This window comes from Maribacter huludaoensis (assembly GCF_029350945.1).
In the GTDB taxonomy this organism is placed as follows: domain Bacteria; phylum Bacteroidota; class Bacteroidia; order Flavobacteriales; family Flavobacteriaceae; genus Maribacter; species Maribacter huludaoensis.
In genome coordinates this window covers 509,289-530,637 of the sequence record NZ_JARKMS010000001.1, presented here as the reverse complement: position 1 = coordinate 530,637, position 21,349 = coordinate 509,289, and the positions used below count along the sequence as shown (strand labels likewise).

The following is a 21,349-nucleotide window of genomic DNA, read 5'->3' as shown; positions in this document are numbered from 1 at the left end:
GAAGCTTCTTTATTTTCGGATATAGCCTACATCAAGTTTATTAATTATGATCAACACTACCTATACTATTATAATTTATACGTGCATAGGTATCAAAACATATAAAAACATATCATACCTGTTCTAAAAGTTTTAAATTTGCGACTTTAATCAACATTCATGATTGATAAGATAAAAGAAGAAATCTCTACAGTAGCATCGTTTACTGCTGACAATATGGAGGCCGTAGAAACGTTTCGTATAAAATATTTGGGAAAAAAAGGTATCCTTAACGAATTCTTTGCAGCGTTTAAAAATATACCGAACGACCAGAAAAAAGAGTTTGGCCAAACTATTAACGAACTTAAAAATGCCGCTACAGAAAAGGTAGAATCTTTAAAACAAGTATTAGAGAGCAACCAGACCGATGAGCAGGTTTATGGTGATTTAACCAGACCTGGAAACCCTATTGAACTAGGTTCACGTCATCCTATATCCATAGTCAAAAACAAGATTATCGATATTTTTTCAAGAATTGGTTTCAATGTATCCGAAGGTCCTGAAATAGAGGATGATTGGCATAATTTTACCGCATTGAACTTACCTGAGTATCATCCGGCAAGAGATATGCAAGATACTTTCTTTGTGCAAACAGATCCAGATATCTTACTGCGTACACATACGTCTTCGGTACAAGTGCGTTATATGGAAAATAATCAACCTCCTATTCGTACCATATCACCAGGTAGAGTATATAGAAATGAAGCTATTTCTGCTAGATCTCACTGCTTCTTCCACCAAATAGAAGGTTTATATATAGACAAGGATGTTTCTTTTGCAGATTTAAAACAAACACTTCAATACTTTACGGCAGAGCTTTTTGGAAAATCTAAAATTAGGTTAAGGCCCTCTTATTTCCCATTTACGGAACCAAGTGCAGAAGTTGATGTATACTGGGGTTTAGAGACTGAATCTGATTACAAAATCACCAAAGGTACCGGTTGGCTAGAAATTGGTGGCTGCGGTATGGTAGACCCTAACGTACTTACAAATTGTGGGCTTGACCCTGAAATATATTCTGGCTTTGCTTTTGGTGTAGGTATTGATCGTATTGCCATGTTATTACATCAAATTACAGATATTCGCTTACTGAGTGAAAATGACCTACGCTTTTTAGAGCAATTTAAAAGCGCCCTTTAAGATTTCTTAGTGAAAAAAGATATTGAAATACCTATTGTTAAAGATGTTTACGTTGCCATGATCCGTGAATGGAACGAAGAATTCTTGGACAAAGACTGGAATGCATATATTATAAATGATAAGGATACGCCTATTGAAATGACCATTGCAGTATCAAAAGGTTATGATGGTGATCGCAAAACTTCCACCATGAGACACGGCATTGGCGATATACCACCAAAATCATTTAAAAAGATCGAGGTGGTTCAAGAAGATGTTTTGGCGTTGAACAATGAGTTTTTTGTCACTTTCTTTGCGGACAACAAATTGTTCGAAAAACGATTTTTATTTGAAAAGAACACAGTTAGGGAAACCAATTTGACACACATTCTTTTGATTGAGAAAGAGGGTATTCTTGCCAAATAGACTTTTTTTTTAAATGTTTAGAATCTAAAATTCTATCATACTTCACAAAAATAATTGCACCTTCAAATTTAAAACACCGTTAAAAATTGTTTCTATTGAATTAATTTTCAATTAGTTATGATTTAATTTTACACAGTAAATCATAGTTTAAAAAGATTTAACAAAATTTAAGTTCTTTTAGTTTGTTTACTACCGAACTAACTATACCTTTGTAGTCTCAAATTTTGAATTATGGAGAAAGAAGAACGTAAACAAAAGTTAATAGAGGAACTAGGTGTTCATTTTGAAGCTGAATATAATTTACCCCCTTTGGCAGCCAGAATTTTTGGAAATCTGGTAGTTACAGAGGAAGTAGGTTTAACTTTTGATGATTGTCAAAATAAAAGAGGTGCCAGTAAGAGCTCAATTTCAACCTCTCTAAATTTGCTTTTACAATTAGGTATGATTACCTATTTCACAAAATCTGGAGATAGAAGAAGATATTTTCAAATTTCTGACAAGAGCACTTTTTTTATTAAAAAATTAGAGCAGGCACTTAAAAAGGCTGCTAACGAATCTAAAATGATACAAAAGGTAGCTGCATACGATAAAGAATTTAATACTGAAAAATATAATTCTAATAAAGCTAAAATAGACGCTTATATGCATTGCTTAAGTGAAAATGAAACTACGTACAAAGAAACGATAGAAGCTTTAAAAAAATTAATATAAAAAAATTTGAACACATAGTTCGTTTTTTACCGAACTTACTGAATTAACAAAACCTTAACAGAAAACAACAACTATTTATATAAGTAAACATCCAATTAAAATGAGAAAGTTATCAATTATAGGAATAATAAGTGCAGCTCTTCTTTTGAGTTCATGCTTTGGTTCATCTGAAAAACCGGCACAAGCGGCAGCGGCACCTCCACCACCAAGCTTAAAAATTGCTCAATTGACCAAACAGGACCTAACTGTTTATAATGAATTTTCTACTACCCTTGAGGGGAAGCAAAATGTAGAAATTTGGCCTAAAGTTTCGGGATTTGTACAAGAAGTGTATGTTGAGGAAGGTCAAAAAATTAAAAAGGGCCAATTACTTTTTAAACTGGAAACACAAACGTTGAACCAAGATGCCAATGCGGCCAAAGCATCTGTAAACGTAGCGCAAGTAGAAGTAGATAAACTGAAGCCACTTGTAGAAAAGAATATAATTAGTAATGTACAATTAGAAACCGCAAAGGCACAATTAGAGCAGGCCAAGGCCAATTACCAGAGTGTAGCATCTAATATAGGCTACTCACGTATTACTAGTCCGGTAGACGGTTATATAGGAGAAATACCATATAAAATAGGTGCATTGGTAAGTTCTGCCATGAGTAAACCTTTAACTACGGTATCTGATGTTAGTGAAGTTCGTGCCTATTTTTCTATGAATGAAAAAGAATTATTGAAGCTTAAGGAATCAATGCCAAAAAATGACAAAAATGTTATAGACCTTGATAAAGCTCCAAAAGTTTCACTTATTATGATCAATGGCGAAGAATATGCCGAACCCGGAAAAATTGCCATGATCAATACAATAATCAATAGCAACACCGGTAGTGTTACCGCAAGGGCAGATTTTGACAATGAAGGCAATTTACTCAGCAGCGGCAGTACCGGTAAAATAAGAATACCAACTGTGTATGAAGGTGCTTATGAAATACCGCAAACAGCAACTATAGATCTTCAAGGTAAAAAATTGGTCTACGTGGTCAAAGATGATAATACGGTAACAACAATGCCATTAAACATTATCACTACTACACAAAAAGGATTTATTGTTGAAAATGGAATTGACGAGGGTACATCTATTGTATTAGAAGGGGCCTCTAAACTTAGGGACGGAATGACCATTGACCCGGTCAAGTAAGCATCCACCAATAAACATAACATACAAATAAAGAACAATGTTTCAAAAATTTATAGATCGACCCGTTCTTTCTACGGTCATATCGATCATTATCGTCATTTTAGGTGTTTTAGGGTTATCGACCTTACCTATTGAAGAATATCCGGAAATAGCACCGCCTACGGTGCAGGTAACCAGTACATATACAGGTGCCAATGCAGAGACCGTACTTAAAAGTGTTGTTATACCATTAGAGGAGCAGATCAACGGTGTTGAAGACATGTTGTATATGACTTCTAATGCCAGTAACGACGGTGCTGCGACCATAAATGTCTTTTTTAAACTAGGTACAGATCCAGATATTGCCGCCGTAAACGTTCAAAACAGAGTTGCCAGGGCTAATAGTGTTTTGCCACAGGCCGTTGTACAAACTGGTGTCATTACCCAAAAATCTCAAACTAGTGCGCTATTATTCTTTTCCCTGTTTTCAGATAATGAGGAATATGATGCAACATTTGTAGAGAATTATGCCAGAATTAATCTTGTACCTAAACTTCAACGTATAGAAGGTGTAGGTAACGTAACCGTTTTTGGCGCTAAAGATTACTCTATGCGTATTTGGTTAAATCCTGAAAAGATGGCTGCTTATAAACTTATGCCATCAGATATACAGGCTGCACTTAACGAACAAAACCTTGAAGCCGCTACCGGTAAAATTGGTGAGAATGCCGATGGTGTTTATGAATACGTATTAAAATATAAAGGTCGTCTTTCTAATGAGGCCGAATATGAAAATATCATTATAAGAGCTCAAGAAAATGGTCAATTCCTACGCCTAAAGGATGTTGCCGATGTTGAGCTGGGCGCCTTTAATTATGGTACCAAGAACGAAGGTATGGGCAAACCCGGTACAGCAGTCGGTATTTTTCAAACTTCCGGGTCTAATGCAAATGCCATAATTGATGAAATTCAGACAATACTAGATGAGAGTAGTCAGGATTTTCCTAAAGGATTGGACTACGTAATCCCGTACAATACTAAAGATTTCCTAAGCGCATCTATTGAGCATGTTGTACAAACATTGATAGAGGCATTCTTATTGGTATTCCTAGTAGTTTTTATATTCCTTCAAGATTTTAGATCTACTTTAATTCCTGCTATTGCCGTTCCGGTGGCAATTGTTGGTACGTTCTTCTTCTTATCCTTATTTGGATTTTCGATCAACATGTTGACTTTGTTCGCAATGATCCTGGCAATTGGTATTGTGGTAGATGATGCCATAGTTGTTGTGGAAGCGGTACATGCCAAGATGGAAGAAGGTGCTACCAATGCAAAAACGGCGACTAAATCTGCTATGTCAGAAATATCAGGTGCTATTATTTCCATCACCTTGGTGATGTCTGCGGTATTTATTCCAGTATCATTTATTAGTGGTTCGTCGGGTGTGTTCTACCAACAGTTTGGTATAACATTGGCAATCGCAATTCTTATTTCTGCCGTTAATGCGTTGACTTTAAGTCCGGCATTGGCCGCACTTTTATTAAAACCACATCATAATTCCGAAGAAAAGAAAAAAAGCGTGGTAAAACGTTTTTTCTCTGCTTTCAACACCGGTTTTGATGCTGTTACGGATAAGTATATTGGTTCCGTAAAATATATTACCCAAAGAAAATGGATAACATGGGGATCTCTTGCCGTTTTTGCTGTTATTGCCTTTTTGCTGTTCCAATCAACCCCTACAGGTTTTATTCCAAATGAGGACAAAGCTATTGTATTTGCCGATGTAACAATGCCTCCTGGCACTACTTTGGAACAGACGCAGAAAACGGTAAAGAAATTAGATTCTATCTACCAATCTATGGATATCATTGAAGCTCGTATGAACATTACAGGTTTCAGTATTTTGAACAGCGTGAACGGTGGTTCTTATGGGTTCTCCGTACTTCGTCTTAAAGATTGGGGAGAAAGAGAAGGGGAAGGAGAATCTGTCCAAGAAGTAGTAGGAAGCCTATTTGCAAAAACAGCGGGACTTAAAGATGCCAAAATATTCTTCTTTACTCCGCCAAGTGTTCGTGGTTTTGGTAATTCTACCGGTTTTGAAATGAACCTGCAAAGTAAAGATGCCGATGATTGGCAGACCGTAAATAAAGTTACCAATGAGTTTTTAGGTGCCATAAACGCAAGGCCAGAGGTACAATATGCCATTACAAACTTCAACGCAAATTTCCCTCAGTATGAATTAGATGTGGATGTTGAAAAAACAAAAATGGCAGGTTTGGCGGTTACCGATGTTTTCAGTGCTATGCAAGGATACTATGGAGGATTGTATACAACTGACTTCAATAAGTTTGGTAAACAATATCGTGTTATGATCCAAGCTAAACCAGAAGATAGAGCAGATGAAAATTCACTGAACCATATATTTGTTACGAACGCGAACGGTGAATCTGTTGCAGTATCACAGTTTGTATCGTTGAAGAAAATTTATGGCCCTGAAGTTGTAAGTAGATTTAATCTATTAAGCTCCGTAAAAATAAACGGTGCAATGAACCCTGGCTATTCTACAGGAGATGCCATTAAGGCAATAGAAGAAGTAGCTGCAGAAGTTTTACCGAATAACTATACGTTTGAATATTCCGGTCTTACCAAAGAAGAAAATAGCGCAGGTAGCCAAACTATTATCATATTCATTTTGAGTTTGGTATTTGTATACTTCTTGTTAAGTGCCCAGTATGAATCTTATATTTTACCGTTGGCAATTTTACTTTCATTACCGGTTGGTATTGCAGGTGCTATTGGTTTCGTAAGCATGGCCGGACTTGAAAATAACATCTATTTCCAGATTGCATTGATCATGCTTATTGGTCTACTTTCCAAAAATGCCATTCTTATAGTAGAGTTTGCATTACAACGTAGAAAGCACGGTATGTCTATTATAGATTCTGCCATAGATGGTGCAAAAGCTAGGCTTAGACCAATTTTAATGACCTCATTTGCCTTTATACTTGGTTTAATGCCGTTGGCACTATCATCTGGTATAGGCGCAGTAGGTAACCGTTCTATTGGTATGAGTGCCGTTGGGGGCATGTTAATAGGCACCATATTCGGTGTATTCGTTATACCGGCATTGTATGTTATTTTCCAAACAATACAAGAACGAATTACAGGTGCTCCACAAGAAGTTATTGAAGAATCTTAGAACTAAAGAAATCATGAATAAATTAGTATCCAATAAAATTATATTGGTCGTCTTTCTGCCACTTTTGTTGCAGTCTTGTTTTACCGCTAAAACATATGAACGACCGAATGTAGAAACCGAAAAACTTTACAGAACAGATAATCTGCCTCAGGACAGCATATCTTTTGCATCGGTTTCTTACCAAGACCTTTTTACAGATTCTTATTTGAAAACATATATTCAAAAAGGATTGGAAAATAACCTTGACATTCGCATTGCTCTACAGAGCATTGCGGCTGCAGAGGCTTATGTTAAACAGGGAAAAGCTGGTTATTTACCTACAATTAACGGTGCCGCAAGTGCCACTAGAACCGCTAGAACAAGTGAAAACGGACAGTTTGGTAGTTTTTTCACTCAGCCTTTTAATCAATATGAAACTTCTGGAACAGCTTCTTGGGAAGCGGATATTTGGGGAAAAATAAGAAGTACCAAACGTGCCAGCGATGCCAATTATCTACAAACCGTAGCGGCACATAAAGCTGTAAAAACTAGTTTGGTGGCGCAAATTGCCACTACGTACTATCAAATATTGGCTTTGGACAAGCAAATTTCAGTTACTGAAGAAACCATTGAAAACCGTGCAAAAAGTTTAGAAACCATTTCTGCACTAAAAGAAGCGGGGCAAGCAAATCAGGTTGGTGTTGACCAAACTGCAGCACAATTATATAGTGCACAAAGTCAATTGTTAGACCTTAAAAATTTACTTTATCAAGCGGAAAATACCCTAAGTATTTTATTAAGTGAAGAACCACAAACTTATGAACGCAGTTCATTAGATCAGCAGTATTTAGCAAACGAAATGCAATTAGGCGTACCTGCGCTTTTACTTCGCAACAGACCAGATATTATGCAAGCGGAATACGGATTGGTAAATAGTTTTGAATTAACGAACGTTGCCAGAAGTAACTTTTATCCATCCATAACGCTATCTGCACAAGGCGGATTTCAAAGTTTAGATCTTGATAATTGGATAGATTCCAGTTCAATATTCGCTAATCTAGTTGGTGGTTTAACACAGCCAATATTTAACGGTAGAAAAATTAGAACAGCTTACGAAGTGGCAAAAGTGCAACAAGAACAATCTTTATTAAGCTTCAAAAAAATGCTCTTAAATGCTGGCAAAGAAGTTTCTGAAGCCTTATATGATTACAATATTGCTATTGAAAAAGAGACATATATCTCTAAACAGGTTTCGGCTTTAAAAAGAGCCGAAAGTAATTCTGAAGAATTATTGAATAGCGGTTACCTAACCTATTTAGATTTGTTGACCGCAAGAGAGAATTCTTTGAATGCAGAATTGAATTTAGTAAACAACAAATTATCACAATTGTCCGCAACAGTTGAATTATACCGTTCTCTTGGTGGTGGATGGCAATAAATCATTTGATAAGAATATTATTACGAAGTATAAATTGTATAGATGAGCATGAATACAATGCTTTAAAATGGATGCCAAAGGGTCAAAATTGATGATGTCGCAAAGACCCTTGGCATCTTTTTTAATTTATAAGTAGACGTATATAATATAGAGGACTACCATAGATTAAAAGGTGTTTTACTTAATTGGGAGTTATAATATTTTACCTCACCGGTGACCTCTACACCCAACCAAGCTGGTTTTTCAAATAATTCATTTTCATCGTTCAATTCAATTTCAGCTACTGTCAACCCTTCATTTTCATCACGGAATTCATCTACCTCATACACATGGTTCCCTACCGGCACTTCATATCTATATTTATCTAGAATTCCTTTTTCACACAACTTCAACAGACTTTCGGCATCTACTACAGAAATTTCCTTTTCCCATTCAAACCTAGATGTTCCTGAAGTATTGGATTTCCCTTTTACGGTAATAAATCCGGTATCGCCCTTTATTCTTACTCTTACCGTTCTATCAGGATCTGTATTTAAAAAACCTTGAACAATTCGTGTTTTAGACCTTGCCTCAGATTTATAATCATCAGATTTTACTAAAAACTTACGCTCTATTTCTATCATATGAATGGTTAAAACTACTATCCATAAACTAAGATAAGTCTTAAATTTGCTTATGCCCAATGAAATGCCTCTTCGAAAAATTATTCATGTTGATATGGATGCCTTTTATGCGTCCGTAGAAGAGTTGGACAACCCAGAATTAAAGGGCAAGCCCTTGGCCGTTGGTGGTAGTGAGAAAAGAGGCGTGGTATCGGCAGCTAATTATGAAGCCCGTAAGTTTGGTGTGCGAAGTGCTATGAGCGGATTTCAAGCTAGGAAAAACTGTCCACACTTAACCTTTGTAAAACCTCGTTTTGAACGGTACAAAGAAATTTCAAAACAAATACGATCTATTTTCTTTGAATATACAGATTTGGTAGAACCATTGTCACTAGATGAAGCATACCTAGATGTAACCATAAATAAAAAAGGAAACCCTTCTGCCACCATGCTTGCCACAGAGATTAGGCAACGTATTCTAGAAAAAACAGGCTTAAATGCATCCGCAGGAATCTCGATCAATAAATTTATAGCCAAAGTAGCAAGTGATATCAATAAACCTAACGGACAAAAAACGGTTAATCCAGAAGAGGTAATTCCGTTTTTAGAAAATTTAGATATACGTAAATTTTACGGTGTAGGCAAAGTCACTGCTGAAAAAATGTATAAGCTGGGCATTTTTACGGGCAAGGACTTAAAATCAAAATCCATTGAATTTCTTGCCGAAAATTTTGGCAAAAGCGGTCCATACTATTATCATGTAGTTCGTGGCATTCATAATAGCGAAGTTAAACCGCACCGCATACCAAAATCTGTTGGAGCGGAACGTACATTCAACGAAAACCTCAGCAGTGAAATTTTTATGCTGGAAAGGTTAGAGCATATTGCTCAAGAACTAGAAAGAAGACTAACGAAATCTAAGGTAGCAGGAAAAACTATTACGCTAAAAATAAAATATAGCGATTTCACTTTAAACACCAGAAGTAAAACTATGCCCTATTTTATTGCGGACAAAGACCTTATTTTAGAAACTGCTAAAGACCTTCTCTATCAAGAGGAGTTACAAAACTCTGTTCGACTATTAGGCATCTCTTTATCCAATTTAAATACAGAAGATAAGAAGACTAAAAAAGTTGATGATAAATCAATTTTAGTGCAATTAAAGTTTGATTTTTAATTACTATCATACTTAACAAAAACAATTTCTTAAACTAAGCTTTTAGCATATTAATGATATCCGTTGTATAAAACAAAACTGGCATATCTATAGACTAAAAACAACTTTCAAATACACGTTTTTCTCATAAAATAGTGCAATTTTAGAGAAAAACATCTTTATTAATGTTCAACCTTTACATTTACTTTCTAAAGTATTAGTTACGAAGTCTTAAACATTAATGCTAATCCTGTCTTAAAATTTTAATCCTGAAAAGTAAATTTTTAGCTTTATCACAAATTGCTATGAAAAAAAAAATATTTATCTCTCTAAACTACACAGAATGATAGAATTAAAGGATTACGATAATGCCGTGATTAAGTTTAGAAAAAGTTTAAACTACAATTTATTGCCAGTTCTTTCCTGGGACTTTTACGCGCCTAATTACGAAGTAATAAAACAAACGGAAGAAGATTCGGTTACACTTTTAAATTTGGTTTCTAACAATTCTTGGGATTTTGATACAAATATTCTTGATACCAAGTTAAAGTCCGATAAGAATATTGTGGTGGTTACAGATGCTCAATTAAACATTGTTTTTGCAACCAAGAATATGTGGTATATGAGTCAATATTACCCAGAAGAAATTATTGGTAAAAGCCCTAAAATGTTCCAAGGTAACTTAACATCCAAATCTACCTTAAAAATTGTTTCTAATGCAGTTAAAGAACAAAAGCCTTTTGAAGTTACGGTAGTCAATTACAGAAAAGATGGTTCAACATACCATTGTTGGATCCAAGGGCATCCAATATTTGACAAAAAAGGTAAAATTGTCAACTTTATTGCCTTTGAAAAAGAAGTTGCCTAAGATGTAAGTGTTTATAAAAAAAGGGTCGCTAATAGCGACCCTTTTTTTTATACTTTATATTGAAACAGACTAAATATCGCCCGACTCTATTTCACTTACCCTTAAGGTATTTACCATACCTTTATCCTTAATAGGCATTGCCGCAAGACTAATTATCATATCCCCTACCTGTAAATAACCTTTATTGAAGGCAATGCGGTTAACATCATCAACTGTATCATCGGTAGATACAAATTTGTCATAATAAAAAGCTTTTACACCCCATAATAAATTAAGTTGTGTAAGTATTCTTCTGTTTGATGTAAACACCAAGATATGCGCACTTGGTCTCCATGCTGAAATTTGAAAAGCGGTATAACCACTATTCGTCAAAGTTGAAATTGCTTTCGCCTTAATATCGTTTGCCATTGTTGCGGCATGATAACAAATAGACTTGGTAATAAATCTTTTGGTACGAATATGTGGTGGATCATGTGGTACATGAATTAAATCTGAACCTTCTACACTCTCCAAGATGCTAGACATTTTTTCAATAACCTGTACAGGGTAATTACCCACAGAGGTTTCACCTGATAGCATTACCGCATCCGCACCATCCATTACGGAATTGGCAACGTCGTTTACCTCTGCCCTTGTTGGTGTAAGACTAGTTATCATAGTCTCCATCATTTGGGTTGCTATAATTACAGGTATTCTAGCTTTTTTGGCTCTTAATACCAATTGCTTTTGAATTAATGGAACCTCTTGTGCAGGAACTTCAACACCCAAATCACCACGTGCCACCATTAAACCATCACAATACGCAACAATTTTATCAATATTCTCTACAGCTTCCGGTTTTTCAATCTTAGCTATTATTGGAATTTTATGCTCAGAATGTTTATTTATTATATTCTGTAGATCAATTAAATCTTGACTAAAACGTACAAAAGAAAGTGCTATCCAATCTACCTCTAAAGAAATGGCAAATTCAGCATCTTTAATATCCTTTGGGGTAAGTGCCGGTAAAGAGATATTTGTATTAGGTAAGTTAACACCCTTTTTAGATTTTAATGGACCTCCTTGTATAACCTTTGCCAAAACTTCATCTTCACCATTAGTTTTAACAACCTCGAACATCAATTTACCATCATCTAAAAGAATACGTTCCCCAGCTTTTACATCTCTTGGAAACTCTTTGTAGTTCATGTAAACGCGTTCTGCATTACCTTCAAAAGGCTTACCGGTTACAAATGTTATTTCATCATCAGGACTCACTACAACGTCACCTGCCATTACGCCTACACGTAATTTAGGACCTTGTAAATCAGCTAAAATAGAAGTGTTGGTTTCCATTTCGGCATTTAATTCACGTATCATATTTACACGCTCCTTAACATCTTCATAATCTGCATGGGAAAAGTTTATCCTGAATACATCTACTCCTGCATCAATCATGCTTCTGAGCACTTCTTTTTTGCTAGTTGCAGGACCCAGGGTCGCTACAATTTTCGTCTTTTTTACAGTTGGCATATTTAAAAAATTAGATTGTTCTTTGATTTTAGTTTGTCAGTACTTATTTCATATGCTGCCATGACCCTAGGCAACATTAGTATATTTTTTATGAAGGAGTTTATATCAACTTCCTTATCCGTTTCAATTTTTATAAGGTAATCAACATCCTTATACTCAGGTATGAGCCTTGGCATTTTATATGTTGTTTCATTCTTAAATAAATCGTCATGAACTATGAGTTCCTTTTCAGTACTATGATTGGCAATCAATACCCAATACATATCATTATACTCATCTTCCCATTCAAAAATGGGAAACGATTTGTTTTCATCAAGAATATAATTTTTTTTTGCTCTTACAAATTTTGCCTTTAGAGTTTTGTTTAAGCCATAGGCCAATGAAAAATCTTCTAAGGTAGTGTGTAAAGCTATAAGGCTAAAAGATTCATCATAAAAATCCTCATTTATTTTATAAGTCGTAGCCATACCTCAACAAAACGGTAAATATAGAACTTCTATGCTATAAAGCCTAGTTAGATAAATTGATAAAAACACATTAAAAGTTATTAAAATGTTAGCTTTTTATCATTTTGTTAAATGATTAGCTACCCATTTTATCCTGTAAGGCAAAAAATGCTCTTTTTGACGCTCTCTCTTCAGCTTTCTTTTTTGAGGTTGCCCTTGCCTTGGCAACTACATCTCCACCTATGGAGAGTTTTACGGCAAAATGCTTAAGGGGATCATTGCCCGTATCTTCATAAACATCAAAATCGAAAGATTTCTTTTTCTTTTGACACCATTCGATTACCAAACTCTTGTAACTAATGACCCTACCTTCTAGTTGCTCTATATCAACATAAGGACCTACTACTCTCTTGTAAATAAATTTTTCACAATACTTATAGCCACGATCCAAGTAAATTGCGCCAACTAAAGCTTCAAAGACGTTGCCATGGATATTTTGACCAAAGTGGGATTTTGGTATTCTACTTTCCACAAAATTTATGAGTCCAAGGTCTTTTCCTAACTCGTTCAAGTGCTCCCTACTTACAATTTTAGAACGCATTTTAGTTAAATAACCTTCATCACCTGCAGGTACCTCGCTATATAAATGTTTAGATATTATGGTGCCTAGCATTGAATCTCCCAAAAACTCTAGACGCTCATAATTCATAGGATTACCTTTGTCGTCCTTTTTATTCATGGACCTATGAAGAAAGGCTTTTTTATATATGGACAAGGTCTTAGGTTTAAAACCTAAAATTTTGGTTATTCCCCAAAAAAAATCCCCATCCTCCTTTGGATGGGAATTAAATAAGTTTGAGGGAAATGACATAAAACTAATTAATCTATTTTTTTGAAAACCACACATGCATTGTGTCCGCCAAAGCCAAATGTGTTGCTCATGGCAACTTTTACATCTCGTTTTTGAGCTTTGTTCAATGTTAGGTTTAAACTAGGATCTATATTTTCATCTACCGTGGTGTGGTTTATAGTTGGTGGCACCATACCATGTTCCATAGCCAATATCGATGCTATTGCTTCAATAGCGCCCGCTGCTCCTAGCAGGTGACCGGTCATAGATTTTGTAGAATTGATATTTATTTTCTTTGCGTGCTCACCAAAAACTTTGGTTATTGCCTTAAGTTCCGCAACATCGCCCAAAGGTGTTGAAGTACCATGTGTATTGATAGCATCTACATCTTCAATGGACATACCTGCATCCCTTAGACAGTTTTCCATTACCCTAACAACCCCAATACCATCTGGGTGCGGTGCCGTCATATGGTAAGCATCACTTGACATACCGCCACCTGCAACTTCCGCATATATTTTAGCACCTCTGGCAACTGCATGCTCATACTCTTCAAGAACCAAGGCTCCTGCACCTTCACCTAGAACAAAACCATCCCTGGTTGCATCAAAAGGTCTTGAAGCTGTTTCAGGACTATCGTTTCTTGTTGATAATGCGTGCATTGCACCAAAACCTCCCATACCGGCAATAGTTACTGCAGCTTCACTACCACCTGTTACAATGACGTCACAATGACCCAATCGTATATAGTTCAGGGCATCTATCATTGCATTTGCCGATGATGCACAAGCGGAAACGGTGGTATAATTAGGTCCCATAAAACCATGCTTAATGGATATGTTCCCCGGGGCAATATCAGCGATCATTTTTGGAATAAAGAACGGATTGAATCTTGGTGTACCGTCTCCGTTGGCAAAATTCATTACCTCGTTCTGAAAAGTTTCCAAACCTCCAATACCCGCTCCCCAAATAACGCCTACGCGGAATTTATCTAGTTTCTCTAAATCTAATTTAGAATCACGAATAGCTTCATCTGATGATACAAGTGCGTACTGCGCAAATCTATCCAGCTTACGGCCTTCTTTTCTATCAAAGTGATCTTCTGTCTTGTAATTCTTAAGCTCACAAGCGAATTTTACTTTGAACTTTTCTGTATCGTAATACGTAATGGGCGCTGATCCACTTTTACCGTTTACCAAAGCATCCCAATACTCTTCAATATTATTACCTATTGGGGTAAGTGCCCCCAAACCTGTAACTACAACTCGCTTTAACTGCATTTAACTTTGTATTTGTTTAAATCTAAACCAAGCGTAAATTAAAAAAAATTATCCATGCGGAGCATTTACCACATGGATAATTTGAATTCTATTTAAGAAAACATGTTTTACTTAGCTTCTTCTATATAGCTGATGGCTTGACCAACAGTTGCGATATTCTCAGCTTGATCGTCTGGAATTTGAATATCAAATTCTTTTTCGAACTCCATTATCAACTCTACCGTGTCTAATGAATCTGCGCCTAAATCGTTAGTAAAGCTAGCCTCGGTTACCACTTCGTTCTCATCAACTCCTAATTTATCAACGATGATAGCTTTAACTCTTGATGCAATGTCTGACATAATAATATTTGTTTTAAAAATTTAAATTGAAGGCAAAAATAAAAAACTTTGGTTTAATTACACTAATTGTCGTTAAAATGTATGGTAATTTAATAAAATTAAAGACATGTGCTGTAATTTTACCATATTAATATTTTGTTTCGGTAACGTTGATAAAAGGTATTGAAAAGTAGTGAGGTATTAGAACTATACTAGTTAATCGTTTTTTTCTAAATTCTGACAAGCTTTAAATTTGCTTTATTTGCCAAACTTAATTTCATTGTTCGTTATCTTATTAAAGACCCTTTCTATTGAAAACCAAGAAAATTATTCTTTTTGCCTCAGGTTCTGGATCTAATGTTGAAAACATTGCCAATTATTTTAAGCTTCGCAAAGATGTTACTATATGCTGTGTACTTACCAACAAAAGCGATGCCAAAGTCATTGAACGCTGTAACAGACTTGAAATCAATGCCTTATTTTTTAACAGGCAAGCATTTACAAAGAGTAATTTTATTCTAGATATGCTACGCTCATTAAAACCCGACCTAATAGTGTTGGCCGGCTTTCTATGGAAAATACCCGAAGCCATTACCAATGCCTTCCCCAATAAGATTATAAACATACACCCTGCCCTACTACCAAAATACGGCGGCAAAGGCATGTACGGTATGCATGTTCATAATGCCGTGAAAGAGGCCAAAGAGACAGAAACCGGTGTTACCATCCATTACGTTAATGCACATTATGATGAGGGCGCTATTATACAACAGGCAAAAACCGTAGTAGATCCAAAAGATTCGCCTGAGGATATCGCATCAAAAGTACACCTGTTGGAATATGAATTTTTTCCAAAGGTCATAGACGAATTATTATCTAAACAGTAATGGGTAAAAAGAAAAAGTTTTATGTTGTTTGGAAGGGTAAAAAGCCGGGTATTTATGAAACATGGAAAGAATGTAAAAAATCCATTGACGGCCATGCCGGTGCCGAATACAAATCATTTGAATCCTTTGAGGTAGCCAAAAAGGCATATAACAGTACTTACGCAGATTTTAAGGGAAAGAAAAAAACAACATCTACTTTATCCAAAGAAGAACTTTCAAAAATAGGCCTGCCAAATTATCATTCCATTTCTGTTGATGCTGCTTCTAGCGGTAACCCCGGCGTTATGGAATATCAGGGTGTAGACACCAAAACACGTAAAAAATTATTTAAACAGGGTCCTTTTCCGCAAGGCACCAATAATATTGGGGAGTTTTTAGCCTTGGTGCACGGACTGGCATTTTTAAAAGAACGAAATAGCGATCGTATTATCTACACAGATTCCAGAACCGCAATGAGCTGGGTGCGAAAAAAGAAATGCAATACCAAGCTAACGGCATCTACTAAAAATAAAAATCTTTTTGAACTTATAACAAGGGCTGAAGATTGGCTTAAGAAGAACACCTATACTACCGTTATTGTAAAATGGGAGACGAAAGCCTGGGGAGAAATTCCTGCTGATTTTGGTAGGAAATAATTGGCATTTTATATCAACAATTCGCCTTTGATAACTATTACAATTTGTATTCCATAAACCGTTTTAATTAGCTTATCAAAATCGTATATTTGCAGCTTAAATTTTTTCACATTTATGGGCAAGCTTTTAATAGTAGGTACTGTCGCTTTTGATGCAATAGAAACTCCTTTTGGTAAAACGGATAAAATATTGGGCGGCGCAGCTACCTATATTGGCTTAGCGGCATCTCAATTTGATGTTGATTCAGCTATCATTTCTATTGTAGGTGATGACATGCCTAAAGAATATTTAGACCTTTTAACCGATCGCGGTATTGACATTTCTGCCTTGGAAATTGTTGAAGGCGGTAAAACCTTTTACTGGAAAGGAAAATACCACAACGACTTAAATACCAGAGACACCTTGGTAACGGAGTTAAATACTTTAGAGGACTTCAACCCTGTTGTACCGGAAAGTTATAACGATGCAGATGTGGTTATGCTTGGTAATCTTCACCCAATTGTTCAAATGGGTGTAATCAACCAGATGAAAAAGCGACCAAAACTAATAGTATTGGATACCATGAATTTTTGGATGGACAATGCTTTAGATGATTTAATAAACGTTATTAAACATATAGATGTAATAACCATTAATGATGAAGAGGCCAGACAATTAACCGGTGAATATTCCTTGGTTAAGGCTGCGCAAAAGATTTTTACCATGGGCCCTAAGTATGTAGTGATCAAAAAAGGAGAGCATGGCGCACTTTTGTTCAATGAAGACCAGATCTTTTTTGCACCGGCGTTACCTTTAGAAGAAGTATTTGATCCTACTGGTGCCGGAGATACCTTTGCCGGAGGTTTTTCAGGCTATTTGGCAGCAAGCGGAGATAGCTCTTTTGAGAATATGAAAAAGGCAATTATACACGGTTCTAATCTGGCATCCTTTAGTGTAGAGAAATTTGGAGCGGAAAGAATGTTGCAGTTAGACCGAAAAGAAATTAGAGAAAGACTGCATCAGTTCAAAAAATTGACCCAGTTTGACATAGAATTACAATAATCCCCTAGCCCCAAAATATTTTGGGGTTTTTTTAATACCAAAAACAATGAGTGACGCAATTAAGCATGAGTGTGGTATTTCTGTAATACGGTTATTAAAACCTTTAGAGTATTACAAGGAAAAGTATGGAACAGCATTTTATGGTGTAAATAAAATGTACTTAATGATGGAAAAACAACATAACCGTGGTCAAGACGGTGCAGGTTTTGCCAGCATTAAATTAGATGTAAAAGCAGGGGAACGCTACATGAGCCGTGTTCGTTCTTGTCAGCAACAGCCTATACAGGACATTTTTGCACAAATTAATGATCGTATCAATACCGAGATGAAAGAGCATCCGGAGTATGAGCATGATGTTGCCTTGCAAAAAAAGAACATACCTTATATAGGTGAACTTCTTTTAGGCCATGTGCGTTATGGTACTTTTGGCAAAAATAGCATTGAGAGCGTTCATCCTTTTTTAAGACAGAACAACTGGATGCACCGTAACTTAATTGTTGCCGGTAATTTTAATATGACCAATGTTCATGAGCTTTTTGACAACCTGGTTCAACTTGGCCAGCATCCTAAAGAAATGGCAGATACCGTTACGGTAATGGAGAAAATAGGTCATTTCCTTGATGATGCCGTTGCTAAACTATATAAGCAGATAAAAAAAGAAGGATATACCAAACAACAAGCTTCGCCCATTATTGCAGAACGTTTAAAGGTCTACAAGATATTAAAAAGGGCCGCCAAGAATTTTGATGGTGGTTATGCCATGGCAGGTTTGTTAGGCCATGGTGATGCTTTTGTCTTGCGGGATCCTAGTGGTATTAGACCCGCTTATTATTACAGGGATGATGAAGTTGTTGTAGTGGCCTCAGAAAGACCTGCTATACAAACGGTATTCAACGTACCTTATGAAGAGGTAAAAGAACTTGACCCTGGTGCCGCCATTATCATTAAAAAGAACGGTACCAGTGCCATTCACCAAATTCAGGAACCTAAAGAACGCAAAGCATGTTCTTTTGAACGTATTTACTTTTCTAGAGGTAGTGATAAGGAGATTTACCAAGAACGTAAAGCTTTAGGTAAATTGGTATTTCCACAGATATTGGAATCTATAAATGAGGATATCAAGAACACTGTATTCTCTTATATACCAAATACTGCAGAAACTTCTTTTTACGGTATGGTAAAAGAGGCCCAAAACTATTTGAACCAGAAAAAAGAAGAACAAATACTTGCATTAGGTCCTGCAATTACCGGCGAGCAACTTCATGAAATACTAGAGGTTCGTCCAAGAATTGAAAAAGTAGCCATTAAAGATGCCAAGCTAAGAACCTTTATTACGCAAGATAGTAGTAGGGATGATCTAGTTGCCCATGTATATGACATTTCTTATGGTTCTGTAAAAAAAGGTGATAACCTAGTTATTATAGATGATAGCATAGTTCGTGGTACAACACTTAAAAAGAGTATACTAAGAATATTGGATAGGCTATCACCTAAGAAGATAATCGTGGTATCATCGGCACCACAAATTAGATATCCGGATTGTTATGGTATAGACATGGCAAAATTAGAGGACTTTATAGCGTTTAAAGCAGCATTGGCTTTGCATGAAGACAATAACTCCATGCATATTGTGGAAGAAATCTATCAAAAATGTTTGACCCAAGTCAATAGCCATGATAATGACGTCATTAACTACGTGAAAGAATTCTATGCTCCTTTTAGCGCCAAGGAAATTTCTAAGAAAACAGGAGAACTATTAAGTCCTGAAGGGATAAACGCAGAAGTTTCTATTATTTACCAAACTATTGAAAACTTACATGAAGCCTGTCCTAAAAATTTGGGAGATTGGTATTTTACCGGTAATTACCCTACCCCGGGTGGAAATAGAGTGGTCAACAGAGCATTTATCAATTTCTATGAAGGCAACAATGAACGCGCATATTAAATAATATTTCGATGAAATACATTCAATTCATGTATTTCATCGATGATAATGGTATTTTATCGACTGGATGGTCGAATTGGCTTAACCCTCTTTACTTTTAAAGCTACCATAGCATAAGTAGGTTAAGTTCATGGTAAGATTTGGGGCAAAAAAGGTGGAGTTTTCTCCGCCTTTTTTATTTTAGGACATTTAGGAGACTACCGTATTGTAATCCAATTCTTCACATTAGCCTCTTTAACGTTATTAAAAGACGTTCAGCCAATACCTTTTAAATTTCTTAAAAAGCCTATTACATTTACGGAACCATAGCATAAGTAGGTTAAGTTCATGGTAAGATTTGGGGAAAAAGGCGGAGCTATGCTCCGTCTTTTTATTTTATACCAATTGCTATCTCCACCAAAATACTTAAACACCCACAATTATTAAATCTAGTAGTACAACCTAAGTTTGTGACATACAACGATCAGCTTTTTATAAAACAATGAGCGCATATATATTTACAGAACCATAGCATAAGTAGGTTAAGTTCATGGTAAGATTTGGGGAAAAGACGGAGCTATGCTTCGTCTTTTTATTTTACATCAAATTCTGCTACATCCTCAACACTAAAAAACATCCTTAATATCTTATTCCAGTATTACAACCTAAGTTTGTGAAGTACAACGATTAGCTTTTTGTAAAACAATGAACACATATATATTTACAGGACCATAGCATAAGTAGGTTAAGTTCATGGTAAGATTTGGGGAAAAGACGGAGCTATGCTTCGTCTTTTTATTTTATACCAATTGGCTTATAAAACAGCTAGTTACCCCTTATAGCCCACACCTGTAAAAACATCAGCACATAAATAAAAGTTGATTTTTTTCATAAAAATCCTTTTTTTATTTACTCAATACCAGTAATTTAGTCTCGCCATAGCATAAGTAGGTTAAGTTTATGGTAAGATTTGGGACGAAAAGGGTGGAGACTTCTCCGCCCTTTTCTATTTTAAAAACAAAAAAACCACCCATGAAAATTTCATAAGTGGTTTCCTACAAGATAGTTAGGAATTACTATACTATCTTATTTGTTATTAGCGTATCTTTTAGATACTTCGTCCCAGTTAATGATATTGAAAAAAGCTTCAATATATTCTGGTCTCTTATTTTGGTAATTTAAGTAATATGCATGCTCCCAAACATCTAATCCTAAGATAGGTTGGCCTCCACATTCAACACCTGGCATTAAAGGATTGTCTTGATTAGGCGTAGAACAAACTTCTACTTTACCCCCTTCATGAACACATAACCATGCCCATCCAGAACCAAATCTAGTACCTGCCGCTGCAGTAAATTTATTTTTGAATTCTTCAAAAGAACCAAAAGCACTATCAATTGCAGCTGCTAATTCCCCACTTGGCTTTCCGCCACCGTTTGATGATAAAATTGTCCAGAATAATGAGTGGTTATAAAATCCACCGCCATTATTTCTAACAGCACCGTTACTCATATCCAAACCAGTTAAAATATCTTCTATAGATTTACCATCTAAGTCTGTACCTTCAATAGCGGCATTTAACTTACTTGTATATCCGTTGTGATGTTTTGTATGATGTATTTCCATTGTCCTAGCATCAATATGAGGCTCAAGAGCATCATAAGCGTAAGGCAATTTTGGTAGTTCAAAAGCCATAATTTATGTGTTTTTAGATTAATATTAATAGTATTTCAAAGTTACGGATTTTAACAT

General features: G+C 35.8%; 19 protein-coding genes. 12 read left to right on the top strand and 7 right to left on the bottom strand.

The features are described from left to right. The first annotated feature begins 159 nt into the window (after positions 1 to 159). The 6 genes from pheS to PXC01_RS02265 all read left to right on the top strand — a co-directional run bounded on the left by pheS (position 160) and on the right by PXC01_RS02265 (position 8,076). On the top strand, positions 160 to 1,179 hold the full coding sequence (gene pheS / locus PXC01_RS02290) for a phenylalanine--tRNA ligase subunit alpha (RefSeq protein WP_276470757.1): 1,020 nt from the start codon (positions 160 to 162) through the stop codon (positions 1,177 to 1,179). A 9-nt stretch (positions 1,180 to 1,188) separates the two neighbouring features. Next, on the top strand, positions 1,189 to 1,584 hold the full coding sequence (locus PXC01_RS02285; RefSeq protein WP_276470756.1) for a hypothetical protein: 396 nt from the start codon (positions 1,189 to 1,191) through the stop codon (positions 1,582 to 1,584). A gap of 231 nt (positions 1,585 to 1,815) precedes the next feature. After that, complete coding sequence (locus tag PXC01_RS02280; RefSeq protein ID WP_276470755.1) at positions 1,816 to 2,295, top strand: GbsR/MarR family transcriptional regulator; 480 nt, start codon at positions 1,816 to 1,818, stop codon at positions 2,293 to 2,295. Between the two features lie 100 nt (positions 2,296 to 2,395). After that, a complete protein-coding gene (locus PXC01_RS02275) occupies positions 2,396 to 3,481 on the top strand; it encodes an efflux RND transporter periplasmic adaptor subunit (protein ID WP_276470754.1) in 1,086 nt (361 codons plus the stop codon). 37 nt (positions 3,482 to 3,518) lie between these two features. Beyond that, positions 3,519 to 6,659 (top strand): efflux RND transporter permease subunit, encoded by a 3,141-nt coding sequence (locus PXC01_RS02270; RefSeq protein WP_276470753.1) that lies wholly within the window; start codon positions 3,519 to 3,521, stop codon positions 6,657 to 6,659. A gap of 13 nt (positions 6,660 to 6,672) precedes the next feature. After that, entirely contained in the window at positions 6,673 to 8,076 is a 1,404-nt protein-coding gene (locus PXC01_RS02265) for a TolC family protein (RefSeq protein ID WP_276470752.1), read from the top strand. 155 nt (positions 8,077 to 8,231) lie between these two features. On the opposite strand, the gene PXC01_RS02260 is transcribed toward PXC01_RS02265, so the two are convergent. Next, positions 8,232 to 8,699 (bottom strand): CYTH domain-containing protein, encoded by a 468-nt coding sequence (locus PXC01_RS02260; protein ID WP_276470751.1) that lies wholly within the window; start codon positions 8,697 to 8,699, stop codon positions 8,232 to 8,234. A 52-nt stretch (positions 8,700 to 8,751) separates the two neighbouring features. On the opposite strand from PXC01_RS02260, the gene dinB reads away from it, so the two are divergent. After that, on the top strand, positions 8,752 to 9,855 hold the full coding sequence (gene dinB / locus PXC01_RS02255; RefSeq protein ID WP_276470750.1) for a DNA polymerase IV: 1,104 nt from the start codon (positions 8,752 to 8,754) through the stop codon (positions 9,853 to 9,855). Between the two features lie 322 nt (positions 9,856 to 10,177). After that, positions 10,178 to 10,702: a PAS domain-containing protein gene (locus PXC01_RS02250; protein WP_276470749.1), complete on the top strand. Its 525-nt coding sequence runs from the start codon at positions 10,178 to 10,180 to the stop codon at positions 10,700 to 10,702. A gap of 69 nt (positions 10,703 to 10,771) precedes the next feature. Here the strand turns inward: PXC01_RS02250 and pyk are convergent, their stop codons facing one another. The 5 genes from pyk to PXC01_RS02225 form a co-directional block, all read right to left on the bottom strand. Next, on the bottom strand, positions 10,772 to 12,214 hold the full coding sequence (gene pyk / locus PXC01_RS02245; RefSeq protein ID WP_276470748.1) for a pyruvate kinase: 1,443 nt from the start codon (positions 12,212 to 12,214) through the stop codon (positions 10,772 to 10,774). A 2-nt stretch (positions 12,215 to 12,216) separates the two neighbouring features. Continuing rightward, positions 12,217 to 12,681: an IPExxxVDY family protein gene (locus tag PXC01_RS02240; protein WP_276470747.1), complete on the bottom strand. Its 465-nt coding sequence runs from the start codon at positions 12,679 to 12,681 to the stop codon at positions 12,217 to 12,219. Positions 12,682 to 12,796: 115 nt separating this feature from the next. Continuing rightward, complete coding sequence (gene rnc, locus PXC01_RS02235; RefSeq protein ID WP_276470746.1) at positions 12,797 to 13,531, bottom strand: ribonuclease III; 735 nt, start codon at positions 13,529 to 13,531, stop codon at positions 12,797 to 12,799. A gap of 8 nt (positions 13,532 to 13,539) precedes the next feature. After that, on the bottom strand, positions 13,540 to 14,790 hold the full coding sequence (fabF, locus tag PXC01_RS02230) for a beta-ketoacyl-ACP synthase II (protein ID WP_276470745.1): 1,251 nt from the start codon (positions 14,788 to 14,790) through the stop codon (positions 13,540 to 13,542). Positions 14,791 to 14,897: 107 nt separating this feature from the next. Then, positions 14,898 to 15,131, bottom strand: a complete 234-nt coding sequence (locus tag PXC01_RS02225; RefSeq protein ID WP_008269813.1) for an acyl carrier protein — start codon at positions 15,129 to 15,131, stop codon at positions 14,898 to 14,900. Between the two features lie 290 nt (positions 15,132 to 15,421). Here PXC01_RS02225 and purN point away from each other — a divergent pair, with 290 nt between their 5' ends. From purN to PXC01_RS02205, 4 genes are all read left to right on the top strand, one after another. Further along, a complete protein-coding gene (gene purN / locus PXC01_RS02220) occupies positions 15,422 to 15,997 on the top strand; it encodes a phosphoribosylglycinamide formyltransferase (protein ID WP_276470744.1) in 576 nt (191 codons plus the stop codon). Then, entirely contained in the window at positions 15,997 to 16,632 is a 636-nt protein-coding gene (locus tag PXC01_RS02215; protein WP_276470743.1) for a ribonuclease H family protein, read from the top strand. The genes purN and PXC01_RS02215 overlap by 1 nt, the downstream gene beginning before the upstream one ends. A 114-nt stretch (positions 16,633 to 16,746) precedes the next feature. Beyond that, positions 16,747 to 17,673: a PfkB family carbohydrate kinase gene (locus tag PXC01_RS02210; protein ID WP_276470742.1), complete on the top strand. Its 927-nt coding sequence runs from the start codon at positions 16,747 to 16,749 to the stop codon at positions 17,671 to 17,673. 46 nt (positions 17,674 to 17,719) lie between these two features. Then, positions 17,720 to 19,618, top strand: coding sequence for an amidophosphoribosyltransferase (locus PXC01_RS02205; protein WP_276470741.1), 1,899 nt, complete (start codon positions 17,720 to 17,722; stop codon positions 19,616 to 19,618). Between the two features lie 1,065 nt (positions 19,619 to 20,683). Here PXC01_RS02205 and PXC01_RS02200 read toward each other — a convergent pair. Continuing rightward, entirely contained in the window at positions 20,684 to 21,292 is a 609-nt protein-coding gene (locus PXC01_RS02200; protein WP_276470740.1) for a superoxide dismutase, read from the bottom strand. Between the last annotated feature and the right edge of the window lie 57 nt (positions 21,293 to 21,349).

Bases quoted from the DNA above. Each gene is read 5' to 3' on its own strand.
- pheS (WP_276470757.1), top strand. From the start codon at position 160: ATGATTGATAAGATAAAAGAAGAAATCTCTACAGTAGCATCGTTTACT.
- PXC01_RS02280 (WP_276470755.1), top strand. From the start codon at position 1,816: ATGGAGAAAGAAGAACGTAAACAAAAGTTAATAGAGGAACTAGGTGTT.
- PXC01_RS02275 (WP_276470754.1), top strand. From the start codon at position 2,396: ATGAGAAAGTTATCAATTATAGGAATAATAAGTGCAGCTCTTCTTTTG.
- PXC01_RS02270 (WP_276470753.1), top strand. From the start codon at position 3,519: ATGTTTCAAAAATTTATAGATCGACCCGTTCTTTCTACGGTCATATCG.
- PXC01_RS02265 (WP_276470752.1), top strand. From the start codon at position 6,673: ATGAATAAATTAGTATCCAATAAAATTATATTGGTCGTCTTTCTGCCA.
- PXC01_RS02260 (WP_276470751.1), bottom strand. From the start codon at position 8,699: ATGATAGAAATAGAGCGTAAGTTTTTAGTAAAATCTGATGATTATAAA.
- dinB (WP_276470750.1), top strand. From the start codon at position 8,752: ATGCCCAATGAAATGCCTCTTCGAAAAATTATTCATGTTGATATGGAT.
- PXC01_RS02250 (WP_276470749.1), top strand. From the start codon at position 10,178: ATGATAGAATTAAAGGATTACGATAATGCCGTGATTAAGTTTAGAAAA.
- pyk (WP_276470748.1), bottom strand. From the start codon at position 12,214: ATGCCAACTGTAAAAAAGACGAAAATTGTAGCGACCCTGGGTCCTGCA.
- PXC01_RS02240 (WP_276470747.1), bottom strand. From the start codon at position 12,681: ATGGCTACGACTTATAAAATAAATGAGGATTTTTATGATGAATCTTTT.
- rnc (WP_276470746.1), bottom strand. From the start codon at position 13,531: ATGTCATTTCCCTCAAACTTATTTAATTCCCATCCAAAGGAGGATGGG.
- fabF (WP_276470745.1), bottom strand. From the start codon at position 14,790: ATGCAGTTAAAGCGAGTTGTAGTTACAGGTTTGGGGGCACTTACCCCA.
- PXC01_RS02225 (WP_008269813.1), bottom strand. From the start codon at position 15,131: ATGTCAGACATTGCATCAAGAGTTAAAGCTATCATCGTTGATAAATTA.
- PXC01_RS02215 (WP_276470743.1), top strand. From the start codon at position 15,997: ATGGGTAAAAAGAAAAAGTTTTATGTTGTTTGGAAGGGTAAAAAGCCG.
- PXC01_RS02210 (WP_276470742.1), top strand. From the start codon at position 16,747: ATGGGCAAGCTTTTAATAGTAGGTACTGTCGCTTTTGATGCAATAGAA.
- PXC01_RS02205 (WP_276470741.1), top strand. From the start codon at position 17,720: ATGAGTGACGCAATTAAGCATGAGTGTGGTATTTCTGTAATACGGTTA.
- PXC01_RS02200 (WP_276470740.1), bottom strand. From the start codon at position 21,292: ATGGCTTTTGAACTACCAAAATTGCCTTACGCTTATGATGCTCTTGAG.